This window comes from Hyphomicrobium sp. (assembly GCF_019744875.1).
Taxonomy (GTDB): domain Bacteria; phylum Pseudomonadota; class Alphaproteobacteria; order Rhizobiales; family Hyphomicrobiaceae; genus Hyphomicrobium_C.
In genome coordinates this window covers 398,059-416,361 of record NZ_JAIETU010000003.1, presented here as the reverse complement: position 1 = coordinate 416,361, position 18,303 = coordinate 398,059, and the positions used below count along the sequence as shown (strand labels likewise).

The window sequence follows — 18,303 nt, the reverse complement described above, 5'->3', positions numbered from 1 at the left end:
ATCGCCTGTGCCCACCCTGTCGATCTCGAGGAGGACGCTAGCAACAGGAGGTGTCCGTGGCCAGTTGCGGGAGGGCCACATCACCAGGGAAGACGCGGCGCGAGGGAAAATGCGGGGCGAAGGAACCGGACGCGCCAAACGAAAAGGGGAGGGAGCCGCGTGCGGCTCGCCTCCCGATCGTCTCGCTACGAACCAGCGTTGCCAGTGCGCTACTTGATCTTGTCGAGGATGCCGCCGCGCGGAGCGTCCGCCGCCGGTGCCGCGCCGGGGGCAGCAGGCGCCGCAGGTGCGCCCGGATCGGCCGGGACCATCGTGGATGCGGGTGCGTCGAAGGCCGAACCCTTCGGAGCGGAGTGCTGCGAGATCAGCGTCAGGAGGATGCTGGTCAGGAAGAAGCAGGCGGCCAGGATGGCCGTGGTGCGGGTGAGCAGGTTCGCCGTGCCGCGGCCGGTCAGGAAGCCGCCGCCACCGCCGCCGCCGATGCCGAGGGCGCCGCCTTCGGACTTCTGCCAGAGCACCACCGCGACGAGAGCGGCTGCAACCATGATGTGAACTACGAGAAGAACCGTGGTCATCGAACGAAAGCTCCGGGCGCCCGATCCGGGACGCCAAAAAGGGGGGGATTTTGGCGGGCTTCTACACCACTTGCGGGCCTGCGGCTAGATGGCATTGCGCAGCAGGGTACCGAGATGTCGATGAGCCAGCCGACGATCTCATGGTGTGTGTGGTCCTATCTCATGCGGTGGCCTTAGAGGTCTCGCGATCCGTTCGCGACGGCGGGAGTGCTACGAGGGAGCGGCGGGCATCAGGTTTTCCACCGCTGAAACGCTCGCCGCCCGAACGCTAGGGGGTCTTCTTGGGCTTGCGCTTGGGGGCCGGGAGGTCGCCGAAGCCGAGACCGCTGAAGACTTCTTCAGCCGGCTTGTCACCCGCGGCGGCGGCCTTTTCCTCGGGGGGCTTGGGCGGCTCTTTTATTTGAGGGCTCGCGGTCACGAGCTGGCCGCAGCGGAAGCTGAGCTGCTCTTCGACGGAGATCAGGCGCTCGATCTTCTTGAGGCGATCTTCGGGGAGGTTTGCTTTTGCCCAGACCGGACCGCGGTCCATGTCGGCTTTGAGGCCGGCGCCGATCATCGCATCGTGCTCGGTGTTCAGGACCTTGCAGGCCTCAGGATCGAGCGGAGCCGCTGCCGCAGGAGCTGCGGACAGGACCAAAGCGAGAAGCGGTGCAAAGCTGCGATTCATGCGTCCACTCATTGCGGATCGTCCGTCCGCCTGCAACAGGGTGATGATACTTATGCGGCGCGGATGATGGCCAGGAAATCGTCGGCCTTGAGGCTCGCGCCGCCGACGAGCGCGCCATTGACGTGCGGCAGCGACAGGAGCTCGCGCGCGTTGTCCGGCTTGACCGAGCCGCCATAGAGAATTCGCACGCCGTGAGCCGTCTCGCCGAGCTGGCCGATGAGGCTCTTGCGAATGGTGTCGTGCACCTCGGCCACGTCGGCCGGTTTCGGCGTGAGGCCCGTGCCGATGGCCCAGACGGGCTCGTAAGCGACGACCAGGTTGGCGGCGGTGGATGCGGGCGGGATGGAGGCCCGGAGCTGCCGGCGGACGACATCCAGCGTAAGCCCTGCCAGGCGCTCGCCCTTGGTTTCGCCGATGCAGACGATCGCGGTCAGGCCCGCCCGGTGCGCGGCCGCGGCCTTGTCGCGGACGATGCGATCCAGCTCGCCGTGGTCGGCGCGGCGTTCCGAATGGCCGACGATGACGGCGCTGGCGCCCGTGTCCTTTACCATCTCGGCCGAAATGTCGCCGGTGTGGGCGCCCGAGGCCGCGGTGTGGCAATCCTGAGCACCGACGGCCAGGGTGGACCCGGCGGCGACGGCCGCGAGGGCGGTCAGCAGGGTTGCCGGAGGGCAGATCATGACGTCGGGGGCGCTCGCGCCAAGCCCCGGGAGGGCGTCGCGTACGGCCGCGGCAGCGTTCAAGGACGCCTCGAGGCCGTTCATTTTCCAGTTTCCGGCTACCAGGGAGCGGACCCTGATCGGTTCGTCGGTCATCGGCGTCGCGTCTCCCACGGGCTCATCAACGGCTGGTTCGAGGGCTGCCGCCAGCCAACTGCCCGTCTACGTCCGGAGATTCGCCGTCCAACGACGCCGAAAATCCGCCCCCAGCTCGGTCTTGCATTCAGCGGCGCGCTGGGCTTCATATCAGCCCGTGCTCCCGTCATGGACGGGATAGTCCTTTTCTGCAAGCGGTGGCGGCGAGCTCAAGGCATTTGGGCGCGCGCGGGCCGTATCTAACAGGAAGATCACTCGCGATGCTCGACGCCCTCCGACGCGGCGCCCAAGGCTGGCTGGCCAAGATTCTGTTCGCGATTCTGATCGTGAGCTTTGGTGTGTTCTGGAACGTTTCTGATGTGTTCCGGGGGGCGGGCCGCGGTTCGGTCGCGCACGTCGGCAGCGAGGAAATTTCCGTCACGGATTTCCAGCGCGCTTTCCAGAACCAGATTCAGTCGGTGCAGCTTGAAGGCGGCGGGCGGTTGTCCACCGAGCAGGCGCTGATGCTGCGCTTCGATCGCCAGACGCTGGATCAGTTGATCGCGCAGGCGGCGGTGAAATCGCATGCGGACCTGCTCGGGCTGTCGCTCTCAGATGAAGTGCTCGCGGAGGGCGTGCGCAAGGATCCCGATTTCGCGGGGCCCGACGGCAAGTTCTCGCGCATGGGTTTCGACGGCCTGCTGCGCCAGATGAACGTCACCGAGCACGGCTTCCTGGCTTTGCGCCGCGAGGACGAGGTGCGCCGGCAGATCTCGGATGCACTGGCCTCCTCCGTGGCCGTGCCGAAGACGATGATCGACGATCTCAACGCGTGGCGCGACGAGACGCGCACGATCGAGTTCGTGCAGATCGACCCGATGAAGGCCGTCGTGGCCGATCCGGATGACGCGAAGATCACCGAGACCTATGAAGCCAACAAGGCCGACTTCATGACGCCCGAGTATCGCAAGGTGGCGATGCTGGTGCTTTCGGCCGAAGCGCTCAAGTCGACGGTGACGCTCACCGACGACGAGCTCAAGACGTTCTATCAGGAAAACAAGGCGACCTACGACACGCCGGAACGCCGCCGCCTGCAGCAGATCGCCTTCAAGGACAAGGCTGCGGCGGAGGCCGCGCGGGCCGATATCGAAGCCGGCAAGAAGAACTTCCTCGACGTCGCCAAGGCCAACGGCGCGACCGAAAGCGACGTCAACCTCGGCCTGGTCGCAAAGGACGACCTGATCGACAAGAAAATCGCGGAGGCCGCGTTTGCGCTCCCGCGTGACAAGCTGTCCGAAGTCATCGACGGCCGCTTTGCGACCGTGCTCGTGCGCGCCATCGAAATTCAAGAAGGCAAGATCAGCACATTCGACGAGGTCCGCGAGAAGGTTCGCGACAAGCTCGCCGGGCAGCGTGCGGAAGGCCTGCTGCAGGAGCGCTTCGATCTCATCGAAGAAGGCCGCAATGCGGGCAAGACGCTGAAAGAGATCAGCGAGGAGCAGAAGGTCAAGTTCTTCGACATCGAGGCCGTCGATGCCAAGAACCTCACGCCGGACGGCAAGACGGCCATCGACATGCCGGATGCGGCCATCGCGCTGAAGCAGGTGTTCGCGACGGGCATCGGCACGCAGCCGGCCGCCGTCGAGCTGCCGAACTCGGCGTTCGCCTGGTTCGACGTTCTCGGCGTGACCGAACCCAAGCAGAAGCTGCTGGCCGACGTCAAAGCCGACGTGAAGGCCCTCTATCTCGACAAGGAGAAGACGCGCCTGTTGAACGAGCTTGCGGGCAAGCTCGCCGAGCGCCTCCGGTCGGGTGAGGCGTTCGCGGCCGTCGCTGCGGATGCAGGCGGAAAGGCCGAGGTCAGCGATCCGATCAAGCGGCAGATGTCGCCGCCGGGCCTGACGACCGAAGCCGTCAAGCAGGCCTTCGCGCTGCCCAAGGGCGGGGCGGGCTATGCCGCGACCAGCGATCGGGCGAGCCGCATCGTGTTCCAGGTCAAGGACGTCATCGCGGCGCCCGCAGTCACGAAGGAGCACGCGGCAACGCTCAACAAGGAGCTGTCCGATCAACTCGCCAACGAGGAGCTGATCGCCTACGTCACGGGGATCCGGAACAAGCTCAAGGTGTCGATCAACGAGGCGGAGCTGGCGCGCGCGACGGGCGCCAACGTCGAGACCGAGACCGGACAGTAAGGGAGCGCCAACACGTGAGCACGCTCTCGCAACGAGGGGCGACCATCGAGGCGCTGCCGACGCGCGACGCGTTCGCGAAGCGCTATCGCGCCGGCGATCCGCAAGTGGTGTGGACGCGGCTGGTCGCGGACCTCGAGACCCCCGTTTCGGTCTATCTGAAGCTCGCCTTCGGCAAGCCGTTCTCGTTCCTGCTCGAGTCCGTCGAGGGCGGCGCCTCGCGCGGGCGCTACTCCGTCATCGGGCTCGAACCGGATGCCGTGTGGCGTGCCAACGGCGAAGCGGCCGAGATCAACCGCGCGCCGATTGCCAAGCCGAAAAAGTTTACGGCCGAAGCAAAACCGACGCTGGCGTCGTTGCGGGAGTTTCTCGCTGAATCGCGTCTCGACCTGCCGGCCGATCTGCCGCCGATGGCCGCCGGCGTGTTCGGCTACATGGGCTACGATACCGTACGCCTGATCGAGAAGCTGCCCGAGGCCAATCCGGACGAGCTCGGCGTGCCCGATGCCGTCATGATGCGCCCGACCGTGATCGTGATCTTCGATTCCGTGAAGGACGAGATCAGTATCGTCACGCCGGTGCGGCCCGACGCCAAGGCGGATGCGGACAAGGCCTACAAGGCGGCGCTGAAGCGCATCAAGGGCGTGGTGGCGGCGCTCGACAATCAGTTGCCGCATGCGGGCGCGCTCACGTCCAAGAAGCTCGCGCAGCCGGAGCCGCGCTCCAACACGACGGCGCGCGAGTTCATGGGCATGGTCGACAAGGCCAAGGAGTTCATTCGCGCCGGCGACATCTTCCAGGTGGTGCTGTCGCAGCGCTTCACGGCGCCGTTCACTCTGCCGCCGTTCGCGCTCTACCGGGCGCTCAGGCGCACGAACCCGTCGCCGTTCCTGTTTCATCTCGATCTCGGGTCATTCGCGCTGGTGGGATCGAGCCCGGAAATTCTCGTGCGCCTGCGCGACGGCGAGGTGACGATCCGGCCGATCGCGGGCACGGCGCCGCGCGGGGCGACGGAGGCCGAGGACAAGGCGCTGGGCGAAGCGCTGCTGGCCGATCCCAAGGAGCGGTCCGAGCATCTCATGCTGCTCGACCTCGGGCGCAACGACGTGGGGCGCGTGGCGGAGGTGGGATCCGTCAACGTGACGGCGCGGTTCGTCATCGAGCGCTACAGCCACGTCATGCACATCGTCTCGAACGTGGTCGGCAAGCTCGCGGGCAAGAGCGATGCGATCGACGCGCTGATGGCGGGCTTTCCGGCCGGCACGGTTTCGGGTGCGCCCAAGGTGCGGGCGATGGAGATCATCGACGGGCTGGAGAAGGCCAAGCGCGGGCCGTACGCGGGCTGCGTCGGCTATTTCACGGCGGACGGCGAGATGGACACGTGCATCGTGCTGCGCACCGCGCTCGTCAAGGACGGCAAGCTCATCGTGCAGGCGGGCGCCGGCATCGTGTTCGACAGCGTGCCGGAAAAAGAGCAGCAGGAATGCATCAATAAGGCCAAGGCGATCGTGCGCGCAGCCGAGGAGGCCGTGCGGTTCGCCTCGCGCGGGAGCAAGGGCGGCGCTGGGAAGGGCCGTTGAGGCGACAGCGCGTCATTGCGCGCGAGGCGTGGTGTGGCTTCGGGCCTCCACTGTCGTCCTCGGGCTTGTCCCGAGGATCCAGTCTTCCATTCGGGAGAAGGGATGAAGGTTCCTGGAGGTCAGCTATTCCCTCGCTGTTCGTCCAGGCGGCGACATGGATCCTAGGCACAAGGCCTAGGATGACAGGAGCAAGTAGCGGCGCTCTTGTTGTTGGCGTGATTTTCTTGATCAGCGTTTGATGCACGTCCACGATGCTAGCGTGATCGCTCGCATCTCGAACGATCAGACTCTACAGCGCCAGCAGCGGCGTGAGCGCTTTGGTGATGTAGTTGTTGCCGGCGAGGACATTGCCGCGGGTCAACACGTCGTCGCCGCCCGTGACGTCGGTCACGAGGCCGCCCGCTTCACGCACCAGCACGATGCCGGCCGCGAGATCCCACGCCTTGAGATTGCGCTCCCAGTAGCCGTCGTAACGGCCGGCCGCGACGTAGGCCATGTCGAGCGCTGCCGAGCCCGAGCGGCGCAGGCCCGCCACTTCCATCATGACGGACTTCATCTCGTCCAGGAACTTCGGATGGCCGGGACGGCCGCGATGGGGAATGCCTGTGACCACGACGGCGTCGGCCAGCGTCTTGCGGCCCGCAACGCGCAGGCGGCGGCGATCGTTCAGAAACGCGCCTTTGCCCTTCTCGGCGGTGAATAGCTCGTCGGTCGCGGGATTGTAGACGACGCCCGCCACCATGACGCCCTCGCGTTCGAGGCCGATCGAGATCGCGAAATGCGGGATGCCGTGCAGGAAGTTGGTCGTGCCGTCGAGCGGATCGACGATCCAGCGGTGGGTCTCGTCGTCGCCCCTGAGCTCGCCGCGCTCTTCCATCAGGAAGCCGTAGCCGGGGCGCGCCTTGGCGAGCTCCTTGTAGATGATGTCCTCGGCCTTGTGGTCGGCGGCGCTGACGAAGTTGGCCGGGCCCTTGATGGACACCTGAAGCTGCTCGACCTCGCCGAAATCGCGCGCGAGGGAGCGGCCAGCCTTGCGGGCGGCCGAAATCATGACGTTCATCAATGCGGAGGCTGGCATGAGCGGCGGGATCTCAACGACAATCGGCTGCGGGGAACATCGCCAAGGCGGGATGGCGGCCAGGGTCGGGTGGCCATGCCGGGTTCAGGCGTGTCCGTCAACTCTTTTCAAGCTCTGCGTGGTTACTGCCGCAGGCGAGGGGGCCCCGGCCGAGGTATCACGGCCAAAGATCTACGGCATCACTTGCTTCTTCTCGCGCCACTCGAAGGCGGCTGCTTCGGCCTTGGTGCGGTCGGCGTCGGGGAGGGCCGCGACAAACACGTCGAGCTTGTCGTCGGTGACGCCCGCGGCCTTGGCGATCAAGCGCCATTTGGCGGCTTCGATGGGGCTCGCCTCGACGCCGACGCCTTCCATGTAAACGTGCGCCAGGCGGTTCTGGGCGCCCGCGACGCCCTTTTCGGCCGAGGAGCGCAAGTAGGGAATCGCCTTGTCCTTGTCGCTGGTCAGGCCGCGGCCGCGCAGCAGCATCACGGCATAGTCGTATTCGGCGGCGGGTAGCCCCTGGGCGGCAGCCTTGGAACTCCAGCGGGCGGCTTCGAGGGCGTCGTTGGGGACGCCGCGGCCGTCGAGATAGAGGGCTGCGAGATCGTACTGCGCGGCGGCGATGCCTTTTTCGGCTGCGTACCGGAGGTGCATGGCCGCGCGGTAAGGGTTCTCAGGTTTGCCGCTGCCGCGCAGGAACATGAGGCCGAGATTGTAATTGGCGAGCGGATCGCCGGTCGCGGCCGCCTTCTCGAACATCTCGGCAGCGAGGTTCATATCCTTTGCGACACCGCGGCCTTCGGCGAGCATGGTGCCGAGGGCCAGCATGCCCGGCATATCGCCAAGCTCGGCGGCGCGGGCGTACCAGCGCGCGGCCGTGGCGTCGTCCTTGGGCACGCCGAGGCCATCGGCGTAGATGCGTCCGATCAGAGTGTGGGCCTGGGGGTCGTTGCGTGCCGCGTCCTTCTCGGCCAGTTCGAGGGCCGTGAGATAGCGGCCCTGGTCGAAGGCGATGTAGGCCGTTTCGTCGGACTGCGGCAGATCCTTGGGCTCGCTCGCGAGCTCGGGGGACTTAGAGGGCGCAGGCTGCGACAGAAATTTCGGAAGATAAGGCGTCAGCATACCGGTGGCGGCCAGTCCGCCCGCCACGCCGAGCAGGAGCCCGACGCCGCCCAGAATGGCCAGATGAAGCTGCTTCACGCGGGCGCTCCTGCGGCGGAGACCGGAGCGGAAGAGATCGCGCTCAGGATTTCGGCGGCCCACTCCGAGACGGGCTTTGCGTCGCCGGGATGGGGCAGGCGGATGGCGATGAAGTCCGGCGCTTCGGCGGCCATGTCTGCGGCGTCCTCGGCGGTTTCAATGCCGACGGCGACGACGGGCACGACAAACAACTCGGACCACCAGCCAACGAGGGCTGCCTGCGAATCTTCTCCTTCGCTGTCCGTCGGCCCGAAGGCGACGTAGTCGGCGCCGGCTTCACCGAGCATCATTGCGTCGTGGCGCGAGGTGCCTCCATCGGCGCCGACGATGGATCCCTCATCGAGACCGGCGCGCGCGGCGCGGTAGGCTTCGTCGATGTTGGCGCGGGGCGTGAGGTGAACACCATCTGCGCCGACGGCACGCGCGGTGCGCCAGTCGTCCACGACGAGGGCGGCGACGTTCCTGCGCTGGGCCATCTGTACGAGGGGGCGTGCGGCATCCGCATCGACTGCGGCGCCGTCCACGCCGTCGAGAATGAGGGTTGCGGCGTGGGTGGCCTCGAGCGCGGCCTCGACGCGGGCCAGCCATTCAGGTCCGGCGTGGACTTCAGCCGCGAGGCACAGGCCTGGGGAGGTCGGATGTCTTGTCATGGTTCGATTTTTTCAATCTCTGGCGGTCGCGCGAGCGTATCGGTCCCAATTCGGGCGGAAAAGAGTTCCGGTGCCGCGGTCCACATTGCACGGGAGAGGATTGCCTACGAGGTCTTACGCCTATCCCGATAGGCGCATTCTAGGTATTGTCGTGGGCGAATCTAGAGTTAACGGGCGGCGGCGCAGATGCGCCGCGGCGATCCGTTGCTGTTTGCCGATGGGCGCCGCAGATGCGCCACCGGCTGAAAGGCGATCACACCTTCGGGGTTTGCCACGACGGAAGCGGGGCGGGATCCGGAGTATCGGTCGCGATAAGCTTATGACCGGGCATGAAATAGCCATGCTCTGTCTTCACGTGTTTCTTGAGTCGTCACGCGTCTGGCTGGTTTGACTTGCTCGATGTCCGAGACAGGGGTGCGCGTTTTGCTTTGACGGAGCCGATTTGATGCTCAGAATTGCCTTCCCGCATACGAGTAAGATTTCAGCGGCGTGTCTGATGTTGGCGCTGGGCGCGGCCCAGGCGGGCGCGGAAACACCGTCCGGTGCGGCTCCTTCCGGCACGACGCCAACGGAGCCTTCGGCGCAGTCTGCTGCGACGACGGCCGCTGCGACGACAGCCCCGACCACAACAACCGCGACGACAACGGGTACTCTGCCGCCGCAACAGACGAACGCGTCGCCATCCGCCTCTCCGAGCACGCCTGCCGCTGCCGCGCCTTCCTCTCAGGCGACACCGCCGAGCGCCGCGCCCGCGGTCGCAAACGCAGTGACGCCTACATCGCCCGCGACCGCAGCGCCTGCTGCGCCGAGCGCGACAACACCTCCGGCTGCGACGCCTCCGGCGGCGCAGGCCGCTCCCGCAGCGTCCGAGGCGCAGACCGCTCCGCCCGCCGCTGCAGCCACTCCTGCACCGGACGCTGCGACGCCTCCGGCGGCTGCAGCCTCTACGCCTCCTCCGGCGGCGGCAGCGACGACGCCGCCCGCGACGCCGCCGGCCGCCGCGCAAGCTGCTCCTGCCGCTCCCGCCGCCGCGGCGGCACCGGCTGCGCCGATTGTCGATCCCGTCGTTCTGGCAACGCGGACCTGGCTCGGAAGCAACGCGCAGGGCGTCAACAAGGATGACGTAGCGGCTGCCGTCGCGTTCTACACGGCGCGCACGGGAGGCCCGGTCTGGGTCGACAGCACCGGCTTCAACGCCCGCGCCAAGAGCGCCATGGACGAAGTGCGCCGGGCCGACGAGTGGGGCCTTTCAGCGGCCGCGTTCGATCTTCCCTCGGCCGGCGGTACGACGCCGGAAGCGCTCGCGGAAGCCGAAGGCAAGCTGACGCTGCAATTTTTGAAGTATGCGCGTTTCGCGCGCGGCGGGCGGGTCAATCCGCAGTCGCTGAGCCGCATTCTCGACATGACGCCGACGATCAAGGATCCGAACGTCGTGCTCACCGATCTCGCGGCGTCCTCGTCGCCGGATACCTATCTGCAGGGCCTGCATCCGCAGCACGCAGGGTTCAAGAACCTGCGTAAGGCGCTGCTGGCCGCGCGCGGACCGTCGAAGCCCGAAGTGGAAGTCGATCCGGCGCTGAAGATCAATCTTCCTTCCACCAAGGTGACGCTGAAGAAGGGCGTGGACGCGCCGGAAGTGGCGTTGCTGCGTCAGCGTCTCAAGGTGACGGCTGAAGCCGGAACGCCGGACACGATGTTCGACGAAAAGCTGGAGCTTGCGCTCAAGGCGTTCCAGGTCGAGCGCGGCATCAAGGCGACGGGCCAGCTTTCAGGCGCGACGCGCGTGTCGCTCAACCGCGAGGTGGATTCGCACAAGGCGCCCGATCCCGAGACCAACACCTTGCGCCTCGTGCTCAACATGGAGCGCTGGCGCTGGCTGCCCGAGGACATGGGCAAGGTCTACGTGCAGAACAACATTCCGGAGTTCATGACGCGCGTCTACAAGGGCAACGAAATCATCTTCAAGGAGCGCATCATCGTCGGCCTGCCTGCGTGGGCGACGCCGGTGTTCTCTGCGGACATGGAATTCGTCGGCTTCAATCCGTCGTGGGGCATGCCGGACGGAATCAAGATGCGCGAGCTGCAGCCGCGCCTTCGGGCGGCCGGTGGCGGCGACTTCTTCTCCTCGCTGTTCGGCGGCGGCGGCGGCGGTGGCGCGGCCATCCGCGCGCACGGTCTCGACGTCTACCGCGGCGGCAAGAAGATCGATCCGGACAGCGTCAACTGGTCTACCGCCGACGTGCGCAACTACAGCTTCGTGCAGCCGCCGGGCGGCAAGAACCCGCTGGGCATCGTGAAGTTCCGCTTCCCGAACAAGCACGACGTCTACATGCACGACACCATCGAGCGGCCGCTGTTCGCGCAGGCCAACCGCGCGCTGTCGCACGGCTGCATCCGCGTGCAGAACCCGAAAGGGTTTGCAGCGGTCATGCTCGCCGAGGGCAACGGCTACAACGACCAGCAGGTGGCCAACGCGATCGCGGGCGGGGGCGAGGTCCATCTCGACCACAAGATCCCGGTTCACATGACCTACTTCACGGCTGTTGCCGATGAGAGCGGGAAGGTTTCGTCGTATGCCGACATCTACGGCCATGACGGAAAGCTTTCGGCCGCGCTGACGGGGCGGACGCTGCGGCTCGATCCGGTCGTCGAGATGTCGTCGTCGACAGGGGCGGAGGAGTACACTCCGGTCGCTGAAAACGGCAAGCAGCAGCCGGCCTCCAACAAGCGCAAGAAGAAGGTCAATCAGGCGCCGGATACGCTCGCCGATGCCATCTCGGGCTTCTGGCTGAACTGATCGTCCGACAATCGTTCGACAGGGCGCGCGCGAGCATTTCGGTTCGCGCGCGCTTTCTTTTGCGCCGTGTGGAGCGAGGGCGTGCTCAAGCCGTCATGGCCAAGCGGGCATGCCTTCACGCAGTCAAGGCGCAACGAGGGGGGCTCGTCGCGCCTTGCCGCTCACCTTCGACCGCAGCGGGCCGAAGGCTAACCGATTGGATTTCCGAGATAACGGCGTCGGCTTGGGTTTGTTCCGTGTGGGGCGCTGAATTCGAAAGCGTCACGCCTCGCGTGTTGCTTTGCGCGCACAAAAAAGACGGCGGGCCTTGCGACCCGCCGTCCTCAATTCTCAGTGTGCGATGGCGGCGATCAGGCCGCCTTTTCCTGCTTCTGATCCCACTTGCCGAGCGCGGCGAGGCTGTTCATGCGGGCGCGGTGGGCGAAGGCGCGCTGGCCGGCGGCGACGTTCTCAGTCTTGCCGCTCCAGGCGCTGAGGGCTGCGGCCTGCAGCGCGCGGCCGTAGGAGAACGTAAGCGCCCACGGCAGAGGGCCTGAGGCGTTCATCAGGGACAGATGCTGGGTAGCCGCCTCGTCGGACTGGCCGCCGGAGAGGAAGGCGATGCCGGGCACCGACGCGGGGACGGTTGCCTTGAGGCAGCGCAGCGTCTTGTCGGCGACTTCCTCAGGCGACGCCTGGCGGGCGCTCTTCTGGCCGGCGATGACCATGTTCGGCTTCAGCACCATGCCTTCGAGGGAGACGCGGGCGTCATAGAGCTCGCGGAACACGGTGCGGAGCGTCCATTCCGTGACGCGGTAGCATTCGTCGATGTCGTGCGATGCGTGTGCGCCGTCCATCAGCACTTCGGGCTCGACGATGGGGACGATGCCGGCTTCCTGGCAGAGGCTGGCGTAGCGGGCGAGGGCGTGGGCGTTGGCCTTGACGCAGTTCCAGGTCGGCAGGCCATCGGCGATGGTGATGACGCCGCGCCATTTGGCGAAGCGCGCGCCGAGCTTGTAATACTCGGCCAGGCGCTCGCGCAGGCCGTCGAGACCCTCGGTGACGGTTTCGATCTTGGAGGTCGGGCCCGAGAGCGGCTTGGCGCCCGTGTCGACCTTGATGCCGGGGATGGAGCCGGCGGCGCGCATCACGTCCACGAGGCTCGTGCCGTCCTTGGCCTTCTGGCGGATCGTCTCGTCATAGAGGATGACGCCGGAGATGTAGTTCTTCATGGCGTCCGACGAGCGGAACAGCATCTCGCGATAGTCGCGGCGGGTGTCCTCGGTCGACGTCACCGAGATCGAGTCGAAGCGCTTCTTGATGGTGGCCGAGCTTTCGTCGGCGGCCAGGATGCCCTTGCCGGGTGCGACCATGGCTTGGGCGATGTCTTCGAGCTTCTCGGTCATGGGTCTCTCGCTTCGGTTACAGGGTTCAGGATCGGGCCGGGCAGCTCTGCCTCAGGCGGCCGTAAGTTTTTTCAGGACGTCTTCCGAGACCTCGAAGTTGGCGAACACGTTCTGGACGTCGTCGTCGTCTTCGAGGGCTGCGATCAGCTTCATGATGCTCTGGGCGTTGTCCTCGTCGACCTCAGTCGAAAGGTTGGGCTTCCAGATGGCGCGGACGCTCTCGGGCTCGCCGAGTTTTTCTTCCAGCACGGCGGCGATGGTGCCGAGGCTGTCGAAGGCGCACATGACGACGTGGCCCGTGGCATCGGAAGACGCGTCGTCGGCGCCTGCGTCGATGGCGGCTTCCAATACCGCGTCGGGTGTGCCGGCGGCGGCCTTGAAGCGGATCTCGCCGACGTGCTCGAACATGTGAGCAACGGCGCCGGTGGCAGCAAGGTTTCCGCCGTTTTTCGTGAAGGCCGCGCGTACGGCGCCGCCGGTGCGGTTGCGATTGTCGGTGAGGGCTTCGGCGATGACGGCGACGCCGCCCGGCGCATAGCCTTCGTAGCGGATCGCTTCATACGCTTCGCTGTCGCCGCCCTGGGCCTTCTTGATGGCGCGCTCGATGTTGTCCTTCGGCATGTTCTCGGCGCGCGCGCTCTGGATGGCGAGGCGGAGGCGCGGGTTCATGGAAGGATCGGGAGAGCCGGATTTGGCGGCAACGGTGATTTCGCGCGCGATCTTGGTGAACACCTTGGCGCGGGCCGCATCCTTGCGGCCCTTCTTGTGCATGATGTTCTTGAATGCTGAATGGCCAGCCATGTGCGGTCCCGGACTTAGGGCCCAGGGGTGCCCCGGGCGTGGTGCGTCCGACTTAATGATCGGCCGTCCGGCCCCGGTCAACCCCCCTGGAGCCGTTCTGGTTTTGCTGGACCCTGTGGAACGGCTCCAGACTTTTGATTGGTCGTGCTTCTTCTCGAAAAACCGGGTCCCACTTTTCCGGAAGCACTCCTGGGGCCGCAAACAGGCGTTATTTCGCGCCCGCTCTCGATGGACGGGGCAGAATCAACTAGCCTTGCGTCCGACGCCGCTTCTGCCCAATCGCGGTCCAGGGTGAGCAAGCTCACCGATGCACTGAGGGCGGGTCCCGCCCCTCCTCACGTGGTTGCCACAATCTCTCTCTCTCTCACTCGACCCAAAATAGCGGCTCGGTCGGCTCCAAAACGCCACCGAGCCGCAAACTTTTGACGCGCACGGCGAGGCCCGTGCGGTCGTCCGTTTCGACGGCGAGGCCGGAGACGGTGGCGGGACCGACGGCGGGCTCGAAGCGCTCGCGCGGCAGGCGGGTCAGGAAGCGGTTGATCGGCTCGTCGGTCTCCATGCCGAGCACGGAATTGTAATCGCCGCACATGCCGGCGTCCGACATGTAGGCCGTGCCGCCGTTCAGGATGCGCTCGTCGCTGGTGGGCGTGTGCGTGTGGGTGCCCACGACGACGCTCACGCGGCCGTCGACGAAGTGGCCGAGGGCCTGCTTCTCGCTCGTCGCTTCGGCGTGGAAGTCGACCAGGATGGCGTCGGCGCCGGATTTCAGCCCGCAGGCGGTGATTTCGCGGTCGATGGCGCGGAACGGGCAGTCGATCTCGGTCATGAACACGCGGCCCATGGCGTTGATGACGAGCACGTCGGCGCCGTTGCGCGCCTTGAGGAGGGCTGCGCCGCGGCCGGGCGTGCCGGGCGGGAAATTGATCGGGCGGATCAGGCGCTCCTGGCGCTGGATGTAGACCAGCGTGTCCTTCTGGTCGAAGGCGTGATTGCCGAGGGTGACGGCGTCGGCGCCCGCGTCGATCAGCTCAAGGTGGATGCTTTCGGTGATGCCGAAGCCGCCGGCGGCGTTCTCGCCGTTGATGACCAGGAAGTCGAGATTGTAGCGCTTGCGCAGGCGCGGGATCGCCTCAATGGCTGCCTTGCGGCCCGCGCGCCCCACGATGTCGCCCAGAAAAAGCAGGCGCATCAGATGGCCTCACTCTGAGGCGCTGAACGGCGGCCTTCGGTAACCCCTCCCCACAAGGGGGAGGGGAACGGCATACCGTTCGTGGGGGGGCGTTTTGCGACCTGAGAGATCATTCTTGCTTTCGTCATGCCGGGCACTTCATCGCGCCCGACGGCGTCAGGATCCAGTCGAGCGGTTCGTCATAATCCGCATGGGGGACGGCGTCGACCCTCTGCTCGTCGAAGGCGATGCCGATCGAGACGATGGGCTTGATGGCCCTGAGGCGCGCCAGCGTGCGGTCGTAGAAGCCGCCGCCATAGCCGAGCCGGTAGCCCGCGCCGTCGAACGCGAGCAGCGGGCCGAGCACGATGTCCGGGTCGAGCACCTCGGCCGAGGGGAGCGCTTCGCGGATGCTCCAGGTCGTCTCGGCCAGCGGATCGCCCGGCGACCACGCGCGGAAAACGAGTGATTTGCCTTTGCCTTCCATGACGGGGAGGCACAGGCGATAGCCTTCGTCGATCAACCGCTGCATCAGCGGTGTAGCGTCGATCTCGTCGCCGATGGAGAGGAAGCCCGAGACGATCAGCGGCGGGGGGCGGCCCGCGAAGGCGATGCCGTGGCCGGCGATCTCGCGGGAGGCGGCTGCTCCGCGTGTCTCGAACGCTGCGCGGCGCGCCGTTTTCGCTGCCCGGCGCATCTCTTTTTTGAGGTCGTCGATGACTGTCAACGGAACGGCTTCACTCGCGGGACATGCGTTTGCGGATCGTCAGATGAGAGATTGCGCCAACGGCTGTCGAGCGAGTTGGGCATGAAAGAAAGTGCCGCGGTGGCCGTTGGAACGGTTGATCTCGCCGGGTCCCTACAAATGTAAGGTGGGCGCCATATGTCCGGGACCACGGTCCCGGCCAGGGACAGCTCCCAGGCAGATCTTATAGGCCCTGGAGATTCAGTTGTTCCTGACGAACCCCGCAGCGCGGCTAACATAGGCGCTCGGGGGCGGAAAAGCGAGGGCTCAGCCCGGCTTATCGACCACGCCGTTGAGTGACTCGATGACCCAGTCGATGCGTTGGGCGACGACGTTGCGGCTTTCCTCGAGGGCGGCGATGCGCTGTTTGGCGGCGTCGAGCTCAGACTTGAGTGAGTCGCGCTCTTTTTCGACCGCCTTGAGCCGTGCGTCCGCCCGTTCCGGGAGGCCGGTTACCGAGGGCGACGGCTCTTTCACGCGTCCTGAGGGACGTTTCGCCTTCTCTCTCGTCCGCTGGGCCATCGGTTGAATTGCATCCTCCTTGCGGACGTGTCGTGGGGTATGAGCGCACAATATGTAATCTCATCTATCAGCGCAAGAAATCACCCGAGCGGAGCGAAATAAAACGAGGAATACCTGTGGGGTTATGGCCGTTCCTGCCTGAGCCTGCGGCAGGGTGTGGCCGGACGGAGGATTGACAGGCGATGGCGTGCTCAACTTAATGGCGCCGCTCCGCGGCTACGGCACTTTGTCTTTCCGGCCGCCGATCCAAAGAAAACCCCATCTTTTCCGTCTGGAGGACGTTTATGGCACTCAAGGTCGCGATCAACGGATTTGGCCGCATCGGCCGCAACGTGCTGCGCGCGATCTATGAGTCGGGCCGGACCGACATCGAGGTCGTGGCCATCAACGATCTCGGTCCTGTCGAAACGAACGCGCATCTGTTGCGCTTCGACAGCGTGCACGGTCGCTTTCCGGGCGATGTGATCGTCAAGGGCGACACCATCGATCTCGGACGCGGTCCGATCAAGGTGACGGCCGTCAAGAATCCGGCCGAGCTGCCGCACAAGGAACTCGGCGTCGAGATCGCGCTCGAGTGCACCGGCATCTTCACGAGCAAGGAGAAGGCCTCGGCGCATCTCACGGCGGGCGCCAAGCGCGTGCTCGTCTCGGCGCCGGCCGACAACGCCGACCTGACGGTGGTCTACGGCGTCAACCACGACAAGCTGACGAAGGATCATATCGTCGTCTCGAACGCCTCGTGCACGACCAACTGCCTCGCGCCGGTTGCCAAGGTGCTGCACGAGCTGGTCGGCATCGAAAAGGGCTTCATGACGACCATTCACAGCTACACCGGCGACCAGCCGACGCTCGACACGATGCACAAGGATCTTTATCGCGGGCGCGCCGCTGCGCTGTCGATGATCCCGACCTCGACGGGCGCGGCGAAGGCGGTCGGCCTCGTGCTGCCGGAGCTGAACGGCAAGCTCGACGGCTCGGCCATCCGCGTGCCGACGCCGAACGTTTCCGTTGTCGATCTCAAGTTCGTCGCCAAGCACGAGACGACGAAGGACGAGATCAACGCAGCGATCAAGGCTGCGTCCGAGCAGCAGCTCAAGGGCATTCTCGGCGTGACCGATCAGGCGAACGTGTCGATCGACTTCAACCACGATGCCCGCTCTTCGATCTTCCACCTCGATCAGACCAAGGTGATGGACGGCACGCTGGTGCGCGTTCTCTCCTGGTACGACAACGAGTGGGGTTTCTCGAACCGCATGGCCGACACGGCTGTTGCGATGGGCAAGCTGCTCTAAGCGACGCGGCCCAGGTTTCTCTGACGATCCGGCCCAGCCTTGCGACAAGGCTGGGCTTTTTCTTATCGACAGCGCGCTTGCTGCGGCGTGCCGGCGGCGGCGCATGAGACCGCTTTTGGCCCTGCGCCCAGTAACTTCATTTTAACGCGCTCGAATGATTGTTTTCCGAGGCTTGTTTGCGTCCACGCTCGCTTTTTTGCAGAGCATCCTTGGGGACCAACATGCGCAAAGCACTCGCCATCGCGTTCATGATCGCCGCATCTGCAGGCGACGTTCGTGGGTCTGACCTTCTCAAAGGAGGCATCTACGACTGGAACGGGGCGTACGTCGGCGCGCACGCAGGGTCGGCCTCGGGCGAGACCAAAAACTCGTGGCGCAACATTAATTTTCCCGAATGGCGGCGCGACGGCGATATCTCCTATGACAGCGCAGCGGGAGGTGTTTATGCCGGGTATCTGTGGCAGCGTGGGCCGCTCGCCTACGGCATCGAGGGCGATCTGACCTGGGCCTCGTTGTCGGGCAACGACAGCAAGTTTGCGGGCCTCGTCAACGAGCTTGAGATGGCCCACTTCGGCACCGTCAGGGCGCGGCTGGGCTATGCCTACGGGAGCGCGCTTCTGTTCGCGACTGCGGGTCTGGCCGTGGGTGAGATCGAGAAGAAGGATCTGACGCTGAAGTTGGCCAACTCGAACGCCCTCGTCGGATGGACGGTGGGCGGCGGCATCGAATACGCCGTCTTCGGGGATTGGCGGGCGCGCGCGGAATATCAGTTCATCGATTTCGGCAGCGTCGTCTCCAGCCTCGGTTACGATCACCGTGCTGACAACGTTGAGATTCACACGGTGCGCGGCGGTATCAGCTACGGATTCTGACCGCTC

The 18,303-nt window shown here is 65.7% G+C and carries 16 protein-coding genes and 1 other RNA gene; 5 read left to right on the top strand and 12 right to left on the bottom strand.

Features of this window, described 5'->3' with window-relative positions:
- Nucleotides 1-209 precede the first annotated feature (209 nt).
- The 3 genes from secG to tpiA all read right to left on the bottom strand — a co-directional run bounded on the left by secG (nucleotide 210) and on the right by tpiA (nucleotide 2,057).
- On the bottom strand, nucleotides 210-575 hold the full coding sequence (gene secG / locus K2Y42_RS08850) for a preprotein translocase subunit SecG (RefSeq protein WP_291151203.1): 366 nt from the start codon (nucleotides 573-575) through the stop codon (nucleotides 210-212).
- Nucleotides 576-843: 268 nt separating this feature from the next.
- Nucleotides 844-1,242, bottom strand: a complete 399-nt coding sequence (locus tag K2Y42_RS08845) for a hypothetical protein (protein ID WP_291151200.1) — start codon at nucleotides 1,240-1,242, stop codon at nucleotides 844-846.
- Nucleotides 1,243-1,292: 50 nt separating this feature from the next.
- Nucleotides 1,293-2,057, bottom strand: coding sequence for a triose-phosphate isomerase (gene tpiA, locus K2Y42_RS08840; protein ID WP_291151197.1), 765 nt, complete (start codon nucleotides 2,055-2,057; stop codon nucleotides 1,293-1,295).
- 260 nt (nucleotides 2,058-2,317) lie between these two features.
- On the opposite strand from tpiA, the gene K2Y42_RS08835 reads away from it, so the two are divergent.
- Complete coding sequence (locus K2Y42_RS08835; protein ID WP_291151195.1) at nucleotides 2,318-4,228, top strand: peptidylprolyl isomerase; 1,911 nt, start codon at nucleotides 2,318-2,320, stop codon at nucleotides 4,226-4,228.
- A gap of 14 nt (nucleotides 4,229-4,242) precedes the next feature.
- A complete protein-coding gene (gene trpE / locus K2Y42_RS08830) occupies nucleotides 4,243-5,805 on the top strand; it encodes an anthranilate synthase component I (RefSeq protein ID WP_291151192.1) in 1,563 nt (520 codons plus the stop codon).
- A 289-nt stretch (nucleotides 5,806-6,094) separates the two neighbouring features.
- Here trpE and K2Y42_RS08825 read toward each other — a convergent pair whose 3' ends face one another.
- From K2Y42_RS08825 to K2Y42_RS08815, 3 genes are all read right to left on the bottom strand, one after another.
- Entirely contained in the window at nucleotides 6,095-6,883 is a 789-nt protein-coding gene (locus K2Y42_RS08825; RefSeq protein WP_291151190.1) for an inositol monophosphatase family protein, read from the bottom strand.
- A gap of 171 nt (nucleotides 6,884-7,054) precedes the next feature.
- A complete protein-coding gene (locus tag K2Y42_RS08820) occupies nucleotides 7,055-8,065 on the bottom strand; it encodes a tetratricopeptide repeat protein (protein WP_291151187.1) in 1,011 nt (336 codons plus the stop codon).
- Complete coding sequence (locus K2Y42_RS08815; RefSeq protein ID WP_291151184.1) at nucleotides 8,062-8,715, bottom strand: thiamine phosphate synthase; 654 nt, start codon at nucleotides 8,713-8,715, stop codon at nucleotides 8,062-8,064. The genes K2Y42_RS08820 and K2Y42_RS08815 overlap by 4 nt, the downstream gene beginning before the upstream one ends.
- A 445-nt stretch (nucleotides 8,716-9,160) precedes the next feature.
- Here K2Y42_RS08815 and K2Y42_RS08810 point away from each other — a divergent pair, with 445 nt between their 5' ends.
- A complete protein-coding gene (locus K2Y42_RS08810) occupies nucleotides 9,161-11,512 on the top strand; it encodes a L,D-transpeptidase family protein (protein WP_291151181.1) in 2,352 nt (783 codons plus the stop codon).
- Between the two features lie 350 nt (nucleotides 11,513-11,862).
- On the opposite strand, the gene K2Y42_RS08805 is transcribed toward K2Y42_RS08810, so the two are convergent.
- From K2Y42_RS08805 to K2Y42_RS08780, 6 genes are all read right to left on the bottom strand, one after another.
- Nucleotides 11,863-12,897, bottom strand: a complete 1,035-nt coding sequence (locus K2Y42_RS08805) for a class I fructose-bisphosphate aldolase (RefSeq protein ID WP_291151179.1) — start codon at nucleotides 12,895-12,897, stop codon at nucleotides 11,863-11,865.
- A 51-nt stretch (nucleotides 12,898-12,948) separates the two neighbouring features.
- Nucleotides 12,949-13,698: a YebC/PmpR family DNA-binding transcriptional regulator gene (locus K2Y42_RS08800; protein ID WP_291151177.1), complete on the bottom strand. Its 750-nt coding sequence runs from the start codon at nucleotides 13,696-13,698 to the stop codon at nucleotides 12,949-12,951.
- Nucleotides 13,699-14,062: 364 nt separating this feature from the next.
- A complete protein-coding gene (locus K2Y42_RS08795) occupies nucleotides 14,063-14,887 on the bottom strand; it encodes a TIGR00282 family metallophosphoesterase (RefSeq protein WP_291151175.1) in 825 nt (274 codons plus the stop codon).
- 124 nt (nucleotides 14,888-15,011) lie between these two features.
- The gene (locus K2Y42_RS08790; RefSeq protein ID WP_291151173.1) at nucleotides 15,012-15,593 is read right to left on the bottom strand and encodes a 5-formyltetrahydrofolate cyclo-ligase; all 582 of its coding nucleotides are present in this window, start codon (nucleotides 15,591-15,593) and stop codon (nucleotides 15,012-15,014) included.
- 87 nt (nucleotides 15,594-15,680) lie between these two features.
- A non-coding RNA gene (ssrS, locus tag K2Y42_RS08785) (6S RNA) lies at nucleotides 15,681-15,844 on the bottom strand.
- Nucleotides 15,845-15,878: 34 nt separating this feature from the next.
- On the bottom strand, nucleotides 15,879-16,133 hold the full coding sequence (locus K2Y42_RS08780; RefSeq protein WP_291151170.1) for a DUF4164 family protein: 255 nt from the start codon (nucleotides 16,131-16,133) through the stop codon (nucleotides 15,879-15,881).
- Between the two features lie 284 nt (nucleotides 16,134-16,417).
- Between K2Y42_RS08780 and gap the strand changes: the two genes are divergently transcribed.
- Together gap and K2Y42_RS08770 are read left to right on the top strand one after the other, a co-directional pair.
- On the top strand, nucleotides 16,418-17,425 hold the full coding sequence (gene gap / locus K2Y42_RS08775) for a type I glyceraldehyde-3-phosphate dehydrogenase (RefSeq protein WP_291151167.1): 1,008 nt from the start codon (nucleotides 16,418-16,420) through the stop codon (nucleotides 17,423-17,425).
- A gap of 221 nt (nucleotides 17,426-17,646) precedes the next feature.
- The gene (locus K2Y42_RS08770) at nucleotides 17,647-18,297 is read left to right on the top strand and encodes an outer membrane beta-barrel protein (RefSeq protein ID WP_291151163.1); all 651 of its coding nucleotides are present in this window, start codon (nucleotides 17,647-17,649) and stop codon (nucleotides 18,295-18,297) included.
- The last annotated feature ends 6 nt before the right edge of the window (nucleotides 18,298-18,303 follow it).

Coding starts and splice junctions, on each gene's coding strand:
- K2Y42_RS08810 (WP_291151181.1), top strand. CDS start 9,161: ATGCTCAGAATTGCCTTCCCGCATACGAGTAAGATTTCAGCGGCGTGT.
- K2Y42_RS08835 (WP_291151195.1), top strand. CDS start 2,318: ATGCTCGACGCCCTCCGACGCGGCGCCCAAGGCTGGCTGGCCAAGATT.
- K2Y42_RS08805 (WP_291151179.1), bottom strand. CDS start 12,897: ATGACCGAGAAGCTCGAAGACATCGCCCAAGCCATGGTCGCACCCGGC.
- gap (WP_291151167.1), top strand. CDS start 16,418: ATGGCACTCAAGGTCGCGATCAACGGATTTGGCCGCATCGGCCGCAAC.
- K2Y42_RS08795 (WP_291151175.1), bottom strand. CDS start 14,887: ATGCGCCTGCTTTTTCTGGGCGACATCGTGGGGCGCGCGGGCCGCAAG.
- K2Y42_RS08770 (WP_291151163.1), top strand. CDS start 17,647: ATGCGCAAAGCACTCGCCATCGCGTTCATGATCGCCGCATCTGCAGGC.
- secG (WP_291151203.1), bottom strand. CDS start 575: ATGACCACGGTTCTTCTCGTAGTTCACATCATGGTTGCAGCCGCTCTC.
- K2Y42_RS08780 (WP_291151170.1), bottom strand. CDS start 16,133: ATGGCCCAGCGGACGAGAGAGAAGGCGAAACGTCCCTCAGGACGCGTG.
- tpiA (WP_291151197.1), bottom strand. CDS start 2,057: ATGACCGACGAACCGATCAGGGTCCGCTCCCTGGTAGCCGGAAACTGG.
- K2Y42_RS08825 (WP_291151190.1), bottom strand. CDS start 6,883: ATGCCAGCCTCCGCATTGATGAACGTCATGATTTCGGCCGCCCGCAAG.
- K2Y42_RS08815 (WP_291151184.1), bottom strand. CDS start 8,715: ATGACAAGACATCCGACCTCCCCAGGCCTGTGCCTCGCGGCTGAAGTC.
- K2Y42_RS08845 (WP_291151200.1), bottom strand. CDS start 1,242: ATGAATCGCAGCTTTGCACCGCTTCTCGCTTTGGTCCTGTCCGCAGCT.
- K2Y42_RS08800 (WP_291151177.1), bottom strand. CDS start 13,698: ATGGCTGGCCATTCAGCATTCAAGAACATCATGCACAAGAAGGGCCGC.